Below are 14,400 nucleotides of genomic sequence, written 5' to 3'. Positions count from 1 at the left end.
GTGCTGTACGCCCCGGCCACATTAATCACCGGTGTCTGTCTGCGTTTCCTCCTGAGAGGCAAGCGTGTCAAAGAATCCGTCGTCACGGAAGCTGAAATAGGTCCTGTCTCCGATGATAATGTGATCCGACAGATCGATCCCGACGATTTCGCCAGCCCGATAGAGATTCCGGGTGACCTGATAATCCTCGTGGCTCGGGGATGGATTTCCGCTCGGATGATTATGAATCAGTATCAGATGCAGCGCATGGTAGGACAATGCCTTCTGCAGGATCTCCCTCGGAGATACCAGAGACATGTTCGCCGTGCCGGAGGAAATCTCCGGAGAGGCAATCTGCTGCATCCTGCTGTCCAGCATGACGCAGATAACCTTCTCCGTCTCCTGATGACGCATTTCTTCCATAAAATACTGCGCGACCGTATCGGGACGGTCAAAACAGAGAGACGAAGAGGTGTTCATCTGCGCAATCCGCCTGGAGAGCTCGCGAACACATAAAATCTGCAGCGCCTTCACCTCACCGATTCCATCCAGCGACATCAGATCCTGAAGCGTTAGATGATAGATCCCGAGCAGTCCGTTCCGGAACTTGCACAGATCCAGGATCTCTTCCGCAAGCTGGAGGGAGTTCTTCCCCTTCGTACCGGACCGGAGAATGATCGACAGAAGCTCCGCATCAGTCAGCGCACCGGTCCCCAACCGGAGCGCTTTCTCATAGGGACGTGACTGATCCGGGAGTTCCTTCATCCGGGCAACAGGCTCAATCTTCATGCGGGGTATAGATTTTGAATTTTTCTCCATTTTCCTGTCCTCCTGGCTTTATACAGTATGTGGCACGACTTATCGTATGGCCATTTCCTGAAGAAAGACAAGAGATAATCCTGTGAAATATAATTTTAACACATTATGAAAACCATGTGAATCTGCAAAATCACGAATGAACAGTTCCGGTACGCAGTGTCATTCGTACAGAATTTCTTCTGTTGCAAGATATATTGCATGTGTCAGAGTTTCCTATATTCAGAGTACTTTACCTATATTCAGAGCACTTTATATATAGAAGAAATTCTCTCGGCGACTTTCAGACCATCCATAGCCGCAGAGGTAATTCCACCGGCGTATCCCGCTCCCTCACCACAGGGGTAAAGCCCCCGGATCGTGCTCTGGAGCGACTCGTCGCGGACGATACGGATCGGTGAAGAAGTGCGGCTTTCGACACCTGACAAAAGGGTGTCGTCTCCGCCAAATCCCGGAATTCTGCGGTCAAAGCTCTGGATTCCCTGTTCCAGAGATTCCGAGATATATTCCGGCAGGACATTACGGATATTGGCACATTGGAATCGGCCCTTTGAACAGGGCTCCACGGTTCCGATACCTCCCGTGCGGTTTTTCCGGAAATCCTCGAAACGCTGAATTGGAATCCGTCCCTGTCCTTCCCGCCAGGCAAGAGACTCCAGTTTCCGTTGAAAATACATTCCGTTGAGGACGTCCGGCCTTCCCTCCTGATGGTACGGCAGGAAATCCCCGGGGGTCACAGAAACCACTATGGCACTGTTCGCGTTGCGCGAATCCCGGGCGTGATAGCTCATTCCATTCACCGCCAGTCTCTCCGGTTCCGAGGATGCGTTCACAACATATCCTCCGGGACACATGCAGAAGGAATACACACCTCTGCCGTTTTCAGCGGTTCCGGTCAGCTTGTAGGGAGCGGCGCCCAGAAAGGAAGGAGCGTCCGGTCCGTATTGATCCCGGTTAATCATGCTCTGCAGATGCTCGACACGCACGCCTACCGCAAAGGGCTTCGGCTCCATGAGAAGTTTCTGGCCGGAGAGCATCTCGAAGGTGTCCCGGGCGGAATGGCCGATGGCCAGTACGACATTGTCAGAGAAAAATTCTTTTCCAGACGCTGTGCGAACCCCTGTCATATGCTCCTCTCCCGTCAGCGGGTCGGTACGTGTCAGAAGGTCCGTTACCCTGGTCTGAAAATGTACTTCACCTCCCGCTGCGATGATCTGATTCCGGAGGGTTTCGACAATACGAACAAGCAGATCGGTGCCAAGGTGCGGCTTGCTGTCATAGAGAATATTTTCCGGCGCACCGGCCTGTACGAAAATTCTCAGAACCTCATGATTTCGTCCGAATTTATCCTTGACCCCGGTATTCAGCTTTCCGTCGGAAAAAGTACCTGCGCCGCCCTCTCCGAACTGTACATTGCTGTTCGGATCCAGTTCTCCTGTATTCCAGAAACGCTCCACCGCATTTCGCCGCTGTGAAGCACTCTCCCCTCGTTCCAGCAGGACCGGGCGATATCCATGCATCGCAAGTTCCCAGGCACAGAACAGACCGGACGGACCGCTCCCGACAATGACAGGAGGAGCAGAAAGCTCGCGGGATCCTGTTTCCGGGAAATGATATTCCGGAGCCGAATATGCGGAGATATGATTTTTGCCGCCCCGGATCAGGATCGACCTCTCCGTTTTTTCCGAAGACAGCCGGACTCCGATGGTGTATACAAAGAGAAGCCTGCTTTTGTCCCTGGCATCAATGGATTTTTTCAGGATTTTCCACTCCGTGATATCCGTGGAACGGACATGCAGCACTTTTTCTATTTTGTGGAGAAGTTGAACTTCTGTGTGAGAGACAGGAAGCTTCAGCTGAGAAATTTGTATCATAAAGAACCGCCTTTTGAAAAGTATTCAAGTTTTGAAGGAAGTATTACAGGTTAGAATTATAAAGCCGTTTATCGCAATAAGCAAATCATTCCAAGTTTGGCTTTTAACGCTTCCTGCAGGACTCCAGAAACGTTAATATGCGCTCTCTCGGCCAGCGCATTCAGCCTATTTGGCAAGGTAACGCTTCAACGCACCATTTTATCAATGGATCGTTGATATGCATAAAGTCAATATCGACAAGAGTAACAATACTTTTCCCCTTAGTTTCTCGTTTGTCTCTTTGTGTCGTGGAAATTTCTCGATTTGGTTTCCCCTGCGATAAACGTCATGATTTCCACCATGCCTTTCAAACGCAAACTCGACTTTTTTAGCCGGAGAATCAGGTCTCTTCAAGAATCACAGAAATGCTGTCCACGCTTTTATCGAAGAAAATAAGCCCGCAAGACAAAATACAGGATTTGGAAGAAAATTATGACATACCAGACACAGAGGCAATTCGCAAGGAGGCGAGCAGTATGTGTAACTATAGCAGTTATGTTTTTACTGAAGGTCGAGACAAAGGAATCATTCTAGGCGCAATTGACACGATGAGAGATGATGGTGTTTCGGAAGAAAAAATTATGCGACGAATTATGAAGAAATATCAGATCTCGGAAGATGACGCAAAACGTCTGATGGATGAGGAAAAAGAGCTTGTCTGATTTGCAAAAGCATCCAAAAGGCTGCCGCACTGTTTTTTTTAGTGCAGCAGCCTTTGGGGGTGTGATGTCTCATTTCGTGACTCCGAGTTTGGCCTTTAATGCTTCTTGTAAAACTCCGGAAACGTTAATATGTGCTTTTTCAGCCAGAACATTCAGCCAATTCGGCAATGTGACGCTTCGACGCACCATTTTTTGATCGACAGACCGACGGTATTCATCAAAATCGATATCTACCAGAGTCACAATACTTTTTCCATCTGAAGCAAATGTTCCTTTTGATGGATCTATCTTTTCAACTGGCGAAGCGCTCGGAATTTCTTCTCCGGCATCCTGCATAGACATTCCTGTTACACCAATGGCATCTCTTGCCATGTATATTGCATCGTTGTAATCTTTACCCTCTGTTAAAATATCCAAATCTGGAACTTCAACGAGCATGCCGCCATTGTTGGTTTGTGTAATGATTGTTGGATAAGCATCTTTCATAATCAATCCCTCCTCATGCGTTCCACTTTCTAAGTATAGCCTGAGCAAGTTTTTCGTTAATCTCTTGGTCTCTTGGAATTTTGCGGACAGACCGATCGTCGGTTTGGGCGCGATATTGCAAGGTATCAATCTGTATATGCGATTTTATCGTTCCATTAGATACATCAAGCATGTCCTGTGGCGATGGCGGATTAATTGTATCTCCATTATCCTCTGCAACCACAAGCCAGCCACTTGCGGCGTCTGTAATCTGATCAATGGCATCGCTGAGGCTGTTTCCGGTTGTAATACATCCCGGAAGATCAGGGACACGGGCAAAAAACTTTTTACCGTCATCAGAGGGGGTAAAGGTTGCAGTGTAAATATATTTCATCTATAGCCCTCCTTTCAGAGGAGAGTGCTTTATCTCTCCTGATTGTGTTTAATTTCTTTCTCGATATACCGCAGATCACTATCGTCATCTCTTTAATACCGCACCGGCCACGTACGGAAGGAATTCTAATCGCAGTTTCATTCCCATACCGGCGGCAAGACGCTGCAGTGTGCGGATAGATGGATTGGCATTTCCTCTTTCCAGCTTGCTGATATCACCTTGCGCAATACCGGTTCGTTCTGACAATTCTTTCTGCGTTAATCCAGACTGTTGCCGGGCATCGATGATGGCTTGTATGATTGCATGTTCAGGCTGTAGAGCTTCATATTCTTTTTTGAATTCGGGATCCTGAAGCTGCTCCTGAAGAAAATCATCAAATTTTACACTCATTTGCTGCTCTCCTTCCTGCGCAGATAGTCTGCGCGATATTTCTTTGCCTGTTCGATTTCTTTCGGCGGGGGTTCTGTGTCTTCTTGATATTCACCTCGTATCAATGTGATATAGGATCAATCCTATATTGTCAACAATAATACATCAAGCGTTATTTTTTTGCCAAAGAAAATGCCAGCCCTCACGAGCCGGCACTTTCCTTTTTACTTCTTCTTAATTTTTTCTGCTCTTTTTTGCAAAAACTCCTCTTGAAGACAGTGTTATGACTTTTTTCTCTTTGTCTTTGCCGTATATACCGCCAGAATCAGACAGCCGATTGCCGCAGACGCATAAACGATATATCTTCCCGTTCCTCCTGTCAGCAGAGTAATGGTTTTATCATTTTTCACCGTCAAAGATGCCACACCATTGTTTTTCCCTTTTGCGGAAGCCCCTGTATACGACTGTTCGTTGTTGTAGGTTCCGCCAAGCTTCATGGTGACATTCCGGGTATTCCCGGTCGTGACGGTCGCCTGTGCCAGCTGTCCGTTCACATGGTTCACGGCAAGGCCGTTAGCTGCCAGGTAATTGGTTGCCGTGCTGGAGCTTTGGATCTGCTCCTGCGTCAGCCCGTTGCCCCCGCCCTTCTGCGTGCCTTCCTGATCGGTCTGGGAAAGCGGCGAAAGCGTGATATCAAAGGTCTGCGAAAACAGACTGAACCTTGTGTCGGTATCGGTCTCCTGAAAACGGTAGGTCTCCGAATCCAGCCCCTTGATCTGAAGCTTTCCGGATTTTGCCGGATGGATGGTAGTTACTGGCGTATTAGAAGAATCCGACGTTTTGGAATATACGTGGTAAACGCCGTCACTTTCCTTTACAAACCGCACGTAATCCGTATCCCCGCCCGTCTTTCCGTCCAGATGTCCGAGATTATTCGCATTGGCCAGAAGTCCTTGTACCTGTCCCGCCGTATCTGCCGTGTGTCCTTTCTGCAGATATCCCTTCTCACCCGCGTATCCGTGGCCAGACGTAACCATCTGTCTTACCGTAAAGGCGGCCTGGGACGGGTCGAAGCTGCTCTTGTTGGCATTGCCGGATGTCCCGCTTCCCGGGGTCTTTGTCAGATCCAGTTCATAGGTGAAAATACGGGTTTCATTGGATTTCTTGGTATGGGTTGACGTGTTGCTGTGCTTCCAGGTGAGCGTAGCCTGGTTGGTGTTTTTGAAATCCGTGCCGATTCTGGCTTTCGGTGTCACCATACTGGTGAAATAAACCACCACCTGGCTTCTCATCTTATCCGTCAGAGCGTTCAGCTTTGCAATGCCTTTATCGGTCAGCTGAACGGTAAATTCGGTACTGGACGCCTTATTATCCGCCGGAACGGTGAAGCTTCCGGAATCCGAGACCGCGTTCCCGGTTATCGGTTTTTTGATAACCACGTAATCCTGATTCACCTGGAGCTCCTGCTTTTTCCCCTGTTCCGTTGAGGTATACTGTTCAAACCCCATTTCTGTGGAGGGGCTTCCGACATACGGCGTGAGAAACACCCGTTCCACACTGCCGAATTTCAGTCCTTCCGTCATGGAGTCGGAAATCGCAAAGGTTGTATACGGCCTTGCCTGATACAAAGACCGTTCATCTTCTGTTCCGGCTTTCACCGCAGCATCCAATTCCGCCTGTGAGTTATACCCGAGATCGTGGTAATCCAGCGTCAGGTTTGCCGGGGCGTCCGCGTAAATGACCTGTCGGACGGTATCCCCGATGTCGTAGTCCTCATAATCTTCCAGCAGCAGCTTGTCCTCCGGATCCGAAGAAACAATCTTTTTTGTGATGGAGGTCGTCTGGTTCTTCGGATAGGATGTGATGTCATACTGCCATACGGTTCCCGCTTCCTTTCCGTCAAGCGTGGAAATGTTGGTCATTGGGACAGATACCAGATAGGGGGAAGAAAAATTCTCGACATCCTGATGGTTCTGTGTGGTATCCCCCTGTACGTCCTCCGCTCCCTGCTGTGATTCCAAAACGGCCTTTGCAGAGGGACGGTAATCGGTTTCCGTAATCAGATACAATCCGAGCGGCAGATCCGTCAGGGACGTTTTGCCCTTGCCGTCTGTCAGCGGGAACTGCTTTGTCGGATGATCCTTTCCGTAACGGATCAGGGCTGTCTCGCCCGGCACTTCTTTGTCTGTCGTCCCCGTGGAAGCATTCATCGCCTTCAGGGCATTTTCCATATCCTTAAAGGTGCAGCTGGACACGTTTTCACCAGATGGCAGGGAAAGACGCGACACGTTCAGGTTGATTCCGTAGGACTTGAGGAGCGCCGTAAATGCGGCGTCCACACCGGTATAGGCGATCCTTGTATCGGTTGTCCCAGCGATTTCCGAAATATCCGCAATCTTTGTTGCGGTAAACTGTACCCCGGACATCGGACGAAGCTTCTGCCCTTCCGACAGCCCGAACGCGGTGTTCAGATCCTCCAGGCTGTGGTACTGTCCGTCTCCTTCGTCCATCACGCCTTCATTATCTTCATATTTATAAATCGTCAGCGATCCCGTTTTTGACGGGTCAAAATTATTTTCTGAATAATGGATGGCAGTGCCGTCGGATGCCTGCACGGTATGCATGGTGACGGTATCCGCCATGGCAGGTACGGCCGAAGACAGTATCCCGAGAACCATCAGGCCTGCCAACCCCAATGTCTCTATTTTTTTCCAGTTTCGCATTCTGCTTCTCCTTCCAAGTTTTGTTGTTTCGCCTTTTTCTCCAAATAAATGAGCCGGATGACCCCCGCAAGGAACAGAGCCATCGGGAGCATGAGCCATAACAGGAGCTTGATCAGGGCCTCTTTTTCAAAGTGATTGTCTGATATGGAACCGCCGCTTCCGGCGTTTATCTTCTGCGTCCCGGTCCTTGTGCCCCTGACCAGAAGCCTGTGGTCGTTCACACCGATCGGCGTGCAGGTGTACAGGGTACAGAGGTCTTTCCCGTCCTCTACCTGGAGGTACTGCGATTCGTCTGACGGCAGGACCGTCAGGATTTGGTCCACGGTGTATTCATGGATCTCGTCCAGGATGTAAATGTAAAATTTATCTCCCTTTTTTAGTTTATGAATATTGGTGAACAAATCGGCACTTTTTAGCCCGGAATGCCCGGCAATGACGCTGTGCGTATTGTCCCCGCCCCATGGGAGAGAAGTCCCGTACATGTGCCCTAACTCGTAGTAGAGATTATCTCCATTCGTCCCGTGTGCGACAGGAAGGTTCAGGCTGATTTTAGGGATCGACATGGTGCACATCATATCGTATTCCTTATTCGGGTTCAGCAGGCTGTAATATTCCTTATCCTTCTTCCCCGGACCCGCTCCCTGATAACGGAATGGCGTGTACTTCTGCTGCTCATAGATTTTTTCGTTGTAGGCTTCCGCCGCGTCTTTCATCTTCGCGATCTCAGATTCGGACAGATCGGAGACCGAACTGTCGTATCCCTTGATTACCGTCGTCATCTTCATCTCGCTATATGCGCTCATAATATGAGGCATGCAAACCAGCAGGGCGATTGCCACAATCCCGAACCAGATGATGAAATAGCGTATCGTGTCGTGTTTATTCATCCAAAATATTCCTTCATCAATTTCCATCCACGTGCCTCATACGAGGCCCGACCGAAACAAATGGTAGAAACAAATAATAAAAGAAGCCCGCCCGCCCGCAGCTGCGGTGCGGGCAGAGCCTCCGGTCATTGATATCCGTCTTTTCTAAAAAACGGTTTATGCTGTTTTCTGTGCTTTCTTTTTGCTCTTTGCGGCATAGATCACCAGTGCCACCACGCCTGCGCCGGCAATCAGGTAAATCATCATTCTGCCGGTACCACCGGTACGGAGGGTAATGGCTTTGTAGTTGTCTACTTCCAGCTCAACGATACCGTTGTTTCTCTGGTTCACGGAAAGCGGTGCAATCGAATCCCCGATGCTCACGCAGGAGGCATTCTTGATCTTTGCTCTGCTGTCCTCATCATCCATGTTGGGATTTACGGAAACCAGACGTCCGTCTTTCCATACATCCTCATCGTTGTAGCTGTCAGATCCGGCCTGCGCCGTCTTGTCTACCTCGGCAAGGTTCACATCAAAGGTACTGCTCAGGAGGTTGTGTCCGTTCTCGGTTGCAATCTCCTTGAGGGTATAGGTATTCGCCTCTGCGTCAAGTCCCTTTACCAGAAGCTTTCCGTTTCCGTCCGGATGCAGAACGGTTACGACATCGCCGACATTTCCGGTTCCTTCTGCCAGCGTGTCATAAGAAGCGTCGTCTGTCTTTCCTACGGCTCCCGCGTTCTTTTTTGCGGAATACTCGTTGTTGACATCATCGAGTGCGTTGTCATACAGGTGGTAAACACCGTCTGCCTCTTTGACGAATGCCAGATGACCGGTCATTTCGGTCGGAGCGTTCTTATAATAAGCATTGGTATGTGCAAGCTGTGTGGTATCAATGCTGTCGCGCCCGAACTCGGTCAGGTTTGCGCCGTTTGCAACGGTCGGGCCTTCGGTAACGTTCTTTGTGTTTGTCACATTGTCTGCAGCCGCTTTCGCGTCATTTTTACGGGTTACGACGAATTCTGCCTTTGTCGGATCGGAAAGTCCGTCCTTCTTGATATCCAGCTCATGGGTAAACACGTAAACCTTGTTGCCCTTTACCTCGCTCTCCGGCCATGCGGAATCCTTGAAATCGAGGGTCGGCTGGTTCATGTTGGCATCCTGCTCCACGTTCGCGTTGGTTGTGGTATCCTGTGCGCCGTCTGTCGGTCCGATCATGGCATCCTTGTTCAGGGTAGCGTCAAAGAAGACGACAACCTGGGAGTCCTGCTGGATCGTGTTCAGCTTGGTAAGTCCGTCCGCGGTCAGCGCAACGGTGAAATCATGAAGGCTTCTGGTCGCGTAATCGCTCTGCTTGTAAGCAGCCTTGTCCGCCTCGCCCTTGGCAGTTGCCGCGGTAACGATATAATCGGTGCCCTCGGAGAGCTCTTTGTATCCGTCTGCGGATGTCAGGTCAAGATCGGTCTTCGGGTTGGCAACCTTGTTGATGATCGCAACCTTTGTAACACCGTCGAAGGAAAGGGAGCTTTCCATCTTATCGGAGATGCGGTATCTCTGATAAGCCCTCTGGCTGTTCGGGGTATTGGCGGTATCCGGGTCGGTGTCTGCGGTAATGTCGTATGCCGGCTGCGGTACCGGGGCGTCTGCCCAGATCACCTGATTGATGGTATCACCGATCTGGTAGTCCTCACGGGTTCTCAGTGTCTTCTCATTCCTTTCGCCGGACTCGTCCGGATCAAGGATGGCCTTGGAAACATTCACAGTGGAATCCTTCGGATATACGTACTGGTCATAAACCCATACGGTTCCCGGGTTATGGGATACGGTCTTGCCGGTCTCATCCTTCTGTGTCAGCGTGGACACGTTGGTTGCCGGAACCGATACCAGGAACGGCTCTGCGCGGTTCTTCAGGATCGGGAACTCGGCGTCGTTGGTATCCTCGTCGCGTCCAAGCTCCTCACCGGTTGCGTCATCGAGTCCGTCATGATGGGTGATATCTGTCTCTCCGATCAGGTACAGGCCAAGCGGGAGTTCTGTTACCGTAGCTTTGCCTTCTGCATCCGTCAGTGCGAAGTTTCCATATGCCTTGTCCTCGGACTGTACCGCGTGGTCTGTGGCCTTGGTATCGCCGTACCGTGTCAGGCCTGTCAGAGCGGAAGCACCGGTTTCGTCTGCGTAGGTTGTCGCGACACCGGTTCCGAGGTTTTCAATCTTCGCGATGTAATTTTCCAGGGATGCCGCGGTGTAGTATGCGCTGTTGCCCATGTCATTGTCAATCGGAACGCCGTCCGCGTCGGTCAGAGAGGTTGCCTCCGGGGTGATGCCGAAATCGGCACCAAGGTCCAAAAAGCTCTGGTCCAGGTTGGTGTAATACAGGCCGACGCCGGTATAGGAATCATCCTGTGTTCTGGTCTCGGTATCGGTGGTCTCGTCATTTCCGTCTGCCTTCTGACGGTTTACCTTTCCTGCCACGGTCACGATGTCAGCGATCTTGCGGTAGGAAAAACCGACATCCGGAACAACCAGGCTCTGGCTGGACTCATCGCCGTCATAGGTCTCATTGTCTCTGCCGGAATCGGTATGTCCGGACGCGCTCTGTCCGCCTTCCAGAACACTGTTGCCGTTGCTCTTTCCGTTTTCGGAGCCGTTAAACGTCCCCTGCTGGGTATCGGAATACACGTGGTCGGAATTGGTATTGTTAAACTCCTCCGTGCCGCCGTTTGCGTCCGCGCCTTCGGGACGGTTCGGTGTGGTCACGGTCATGGACTGGCTGTCATTGGCATTCGTGTTGATGGCCTGCTGGGTGCCGTCCGCCTGGGCAACTTGTCCATTGTTCTCAATAATCTTATAAAGCGTGATCGAACCTTTGGCGTTCGTGTCGATGACAGAATCGGTGAAACGGACCCCTGTGGTCGCTGTGGAAGTCGCCGCAAATGCGGGGACGCTGCTTCCAAGCGTCAGGAGAGCCGCCGCGCCGAGTGCTGCCGCTTTCTTGAATGTGCCATTCATCTTATGCATTCTCTTTCTCCTTTATATATTTTTGGTGCCCCTTCCGGAAGGGCCCGGAAAGGGGCTGGTATTTCGGCTGATTTTACCCTACGCTGATGCCGCTGTCCGGGGATCCCCCGTAATAAGCGGTCCTTGCGTCATCCAGAGCGGTCTTTGCGTCAGACAGGGCGGATTCTGCATCCTGCTGTTTTGCCTTTGCGTCTGCCAGTGCCTTCTCTGCGTCCGCAAGAGCGGATGCCGCATTTGCCGCAGCTGTCTTTGCGGCATCCAGAACGCTGTTGGCAGCGGTAAGCTCTGCCTCTGCTGCGGTAAGGGCAGCTGCCGCGTTCGACGCTTTGCCCTTTGCCTCTGCAAGGGCCCTTGCTGCCTGCTTGCTCGCAAGCTCTGCGTCCTTCATCTCGGCATAAGCGGAAGCCATGGCTTCCTGTGCCGCGTTCGACGCATCTACCTTGCCCTGCAGGCTGGATCCTGCGGTGCCATATGCCTTCTCGCTTGCGTCAGCAGTGGACTGTGCAGCCGCCTGGTTTGCCTGTGCCTCACTCAGGGCGTCTGCTGCTGCGTCTGCCTTCTGCTGTGCCGCTTCTGCTGCCTTGTCTGCGTCCTCTTTTGCCTGTGCAGCCTTGCTTGCCGCGTCTGCCATTGCCCTCTGATAGAGGACAGCAGCATCGTAGGCAGCCTTGGTATCGTCAGCCGCCTTCTGGGCTGCGGTGAGGTTCGCCTGTGCGGTATCGGTATCCTTCTGGTTCTGGTCGAGGGAGTTCTTTGCCGCCTCTGCCTTGTCTTTTACGTTCTGCTTCTGGGTGTCGGTCATGTTGTTGGCATGATCAAGCTCCGCCTGCTTCTCATCTGTAAACTTCTGAGCAGAGGAAACCTTTGCGGCTGCCTCGTCATCTGCCTTCTGGGATGCAGCCTGTGCCTCTTCTGCCTTGGCAAGAGCATCCTTTGCGGACGCAAGACCGGAAGCGGAATTGTTCTTTTCCCTGGTAGCGGATGCGTAATCCTCTTTTGCCTTGTCGAGAGCTGTCTTCTTTTCTGCCAGCGTCTGCTCTGCCTGAATGGAAGTGCCGTTTGCCGCTGTGAAAGCATCATCTGCGGTCTTCTTCGCTGCTGCTGCCTGATCGAGAGCCGTTGATGCCTTGTCAAGGGCAGCCTTGGCAGTCGTGAGGTCTGCATTCAGGGTCGCTTCGGTTGTGGTCGTTCCGGTGCTTGTTGCGCTTCCGTTTTTGATCGCGGCAGCAGCATCGTAAGCAGCCTGTGCGGCAGCCACTTCCTTTTCCGCCGCATCTCTCTTGTTCACTGCTACCTGATATGCTTTCCGTGCGTCTGCCTGTGCCGCATCCGCATTTTTGCTTGCGGTTTCAAGGGAGGCATAGCTGCCGGATCCGCCATTTGCAGCCGTTTTTGCAGCCGTTAATGCATCTGCAGCCTTCTTCTCGGCATCCTGTGCGTTCTTCAGCGCGTTATTGGCGCTTGTGAGCGCTGTGTTCCTGGTGTTGTAAGCGGTCTGTGCCTTTTTGAGCTTGTATTTGTTGACGGCGTTTTTCTTCTTATTGTATGCGTCTTGTGCGCTCTTCAGGTCGGCGTTCGCCTTGTCAAACAGCGCCTGTGCGCTTGTCTGTGCCTTCTGGGCTTTGGCAAGAGCGGCATCCGCGGATGTCTTCGCTGCTTCCGCCTTTTTCAGCGCTGCGTCCAGATCCTTTGTGCCGGTGCCGGATGCGGTCCTTGCGGTATCCAGCTCATTCTTCGCCTTCTGGGCAGCCGCCTGTGCGTTGTTATAGGCTGTCAGGGCATTTGCCTCGTCCTGCTTTGCCTGCGTAAGAGTCGCGTTCGCTTCCTTAAGGTTACTCTGTTTCTTTGCGATATCCGCATAAACGCCGCTGTCCTTGTCTACCTCGTCTTTCAGACTGGAAAGCTTGGTGTTCAGATCCGCTACTTTCGCGTTGGCAAGAGCTTTGGCGTCCTGTGCGCCCTGCAGGGTCTTTGCCGCGTCTTCCTTGTTCTTCTTTGCGGTATCATAAGCGCTCTGGGCTTTTTGGGCCGCAGTCTCTGCCGCGGTATAGTCCTTTTCCGCTTTTTCCATCGCGCTCTTTCTCGCGGTCAGATCGGAATCCTTGCCGCTGTCTGCTGTTTTCGCATCCGTCACTTTCTGCTGCGCATCCGCAGTTGCCTGTTTTGCGACAGCAAGAGCAGCATCTGCGTCATCTTTGGCGGAAGATGCCTCGTCAAGTGCTTCCTGGGCCTTTGTCAGCTCTTCCTGGGCATGGGCGACGGTCTCGTCCTGCGCCTTCAGCATGTTGCTGGCATCGTCATACGCCTTCTGTGCCTTGGAAAGGCTGTCAGATGCGCTCTCATAAGCCGCTTTCTTTGCGTCCCGGTCTGCCACTGCATTTTCATAGTTTTCCTTGGCGCTCGCAAGCGCGGTATCGGCAGCGCTTTGTGCAGCTTCCGCATTTTCGCTTGCGGTCTCTGCGGCAGAAGCGGCGTTGTTCGCGTCGGCAAGAGCGTTATCCGCGGCGGTCTTATCTGCCTGTGCGACAGCGGTGGCAGCCTTGGCGCGGTTGAAAACGTCCTGGTCTACCGCCGCCTGTTTCGCGGCTGCGGAGTTCACGCCGTCATCATTCTGCACGGCAAGGGATGCCGTCTTTGCCGAAGCTTCTGCTGCCTCGTATGCGTCTTTCTTGTCCGCGTAAGTCTGTGCGGCGGTATCCGCTTTTGTCTGTGCGTCCGCCTGTGCCGCGTCTGCGGCATCTTTGTCCGCTTTTGCGGCATCATCCGCCTTCTTTGCGGCGTCTGCTTTTGCCTCTGCGTCCGCCTCGGCCGCATCGGCGGTGTCCTTTGCGGTCTGTGCGTCGGTTGCTGCCTTCTGTGCGGCAGCCGTGCCCTTCTTTGCCGAAGACAGGTTGTTTTCCGCCTCTACATACTTCTGCTGTGCCTCATCCAGATCCTGCTTTGCGGAATCGGTGGATGTGCTCTCTGTCCCCTGCGTGTCTGTGCTGTCATCCGCGAAAGCGGATACCATGCCGGCTGCCGGCATCGACATCGCAAGTCCCGCGGCCAGTGCGCTGACTGCGGCTTTTTTTGCAAACTTGTTCATATTTTTTCTCCTTTCCCATTGGTTTGATCAAAACAAGTTTTTTTGCGTCCATTTATATATGACTGTTTTTCGTTTGCTTTTTTCAAAAAAATGCAAAAACCGGATGCTTTTTT

10 protein-coding genes are annotated in these 14,400 nt (G+C 51.9%); 1 reads left to right on the top strand and 9 read right to left on the bottom strand.

All coding sequences use genetic code 11. The annotated features are described in order from the left end of the window. Positions 1-21 precede the first annotated feature (21 nt). Positions 22-798: a RadC family protein gene (gene radC, locus ACTQZS_RS02525; RefSeq protein ID WP_441474437.1), complete on the bottom strand. Its 777-nt coding sequence runs from the start codon at positions 796-798 to the stop codon at positions 22-24. A 239-nt stretch (positions 799-1,037) separates the two neighbouring features. Next, positions 1,038-2,669, bottom strand: a complete 1,632-nt coding sequence (locus ACTQZS_RS02520) for an NAD(P)/FAD-dependent oxidoreductase (protein ID WP_441474436.1) — start codon at positions 2,667-2,669, stop codon at positions 1,038-1,040. 515 nt (positions 2,670-3,184) lie between these two features. Here ACTQZS_RS02520 and ACTQZS_RS02515 point away from each other — a divergent pair. After that, positions 3,185-3,370 (top strand): hypothetical protein, encoded by a 186-nt coding sequence (locus tag ACTQZS_RS02515; RefSeq protein ID WP_441474435.1) that lies wholly within the window; start codon positions 3,185-3,187, stop codon positions 3,368-3,370. Between the two features lie 69 nt (positions 3,371-3,439). Here ACTQZS_RS02515 and ACTQZS_RS02510 read toward each other — a convergent pair whose 3' ends face one another. The 7 genes from ACTQZS_RS02510 to ACTQZS_RS02480 form a co-directional block, all read right to left on the bottom strand. Next, positions 3,440-3,856, bottom strand: coding sequence for a type II toxin-antitoxin system HicB family antitoxin (locus ACTQZS_RS02510; RefSeq protein ID WP_441474434.1), 417 nt, complete (start codon positions 3,854-3,856; stop codon positions 3,440-3,442). Positions 3,857-3,869: 13 nt separating this feature from the next. Beyond that, the gene (locus ACTQZS_RS02505) at positions 3,870-4,229 is read right to left on the bottom strand and encodes a type II toxin-antitoxin system HicB family antitoxin (RefSeq protein ID WP_441474433.1); all 360 of its coding nucleotides are present in this window, start codon (positions 4,227-4,229) and stop codon (positions 3,870-3,872) included. Between the two features lie 84 nt (positions 4,230-4,313). Further along, positions 4,314-4,619, bottom strand: a complete 306-nt coding sequence (locus tag ACTQZS_RS02500; RefSeq protein WP_441474432.1) for a helix-turn-helix domain-containing protein — start codon at positions 4,617-4,619, stop codon at positions 4,314-4,316. Positions 4,620-4,879: 260 nt separating this feature from the next. Next, positions 4,880-7,321 carry a hypothetical protein gene (locus ACTQZS_RS02495; RefSeq protein WP_441474431.1) on the bottom strand — a complete coding sequence of 814 codons (2,442 nt, stop codon included), beginning with the start codon at positions 7,319-7,321 and terminating at the stop codon, positions 4,880-4,882. Further along, complete coding sequence (locus tag ACTQZS_RS02490) at positions 7,300-8,208, bottom strand: class C sortase (protein ID WP_441474430.1); 909 nt, start codon at positions 8,206-8,208, stop codon at positions 7,300-7,302. The genes ACTQZS_RS02495 and ACTQZS_RS02490 overlap by 22 nt, the downstream gene beginning before the upstream one ends. Positions 8,209-8,364: 156 nt before the next feature. After that, positions 8,365-11,202, bottom strand: coding sequence for a hypothetical protein (locus tag ACTQZS_RS02485; RefSeq protein ID WP_441474429.1), 2,838 nt, complete (start codon positions 11,200-11,202; stop codon positions 8,365-8,367). Between the two features lie 73 nt (positions 11,203-11,275). Continuing rightward, a complete protein-coding gene (locus tag ACTQZS_RS02480; protein WP_441474428.1) occupies positions 11,276-14,287 on the bottom strand; it encodes a hypothetical protein in 3,012 nt (1,003 codons plus the stop codon). Positions 14,288-14,400: the final 113 nt, after the last annotated feature.

It is taken from the genome of Bilifractor sp. LCP19S3_H10 (assembly GCF_052119185.1).
Taxonomy (GTDB): domain Bacteria; phylum Bacillota; class Clostridia; order Lachnospirales; family Lachnospiraceae; genus Bilifractor.
This window is presented reverse-complemented; position numbering and strand designations above follow the sequence as displayed.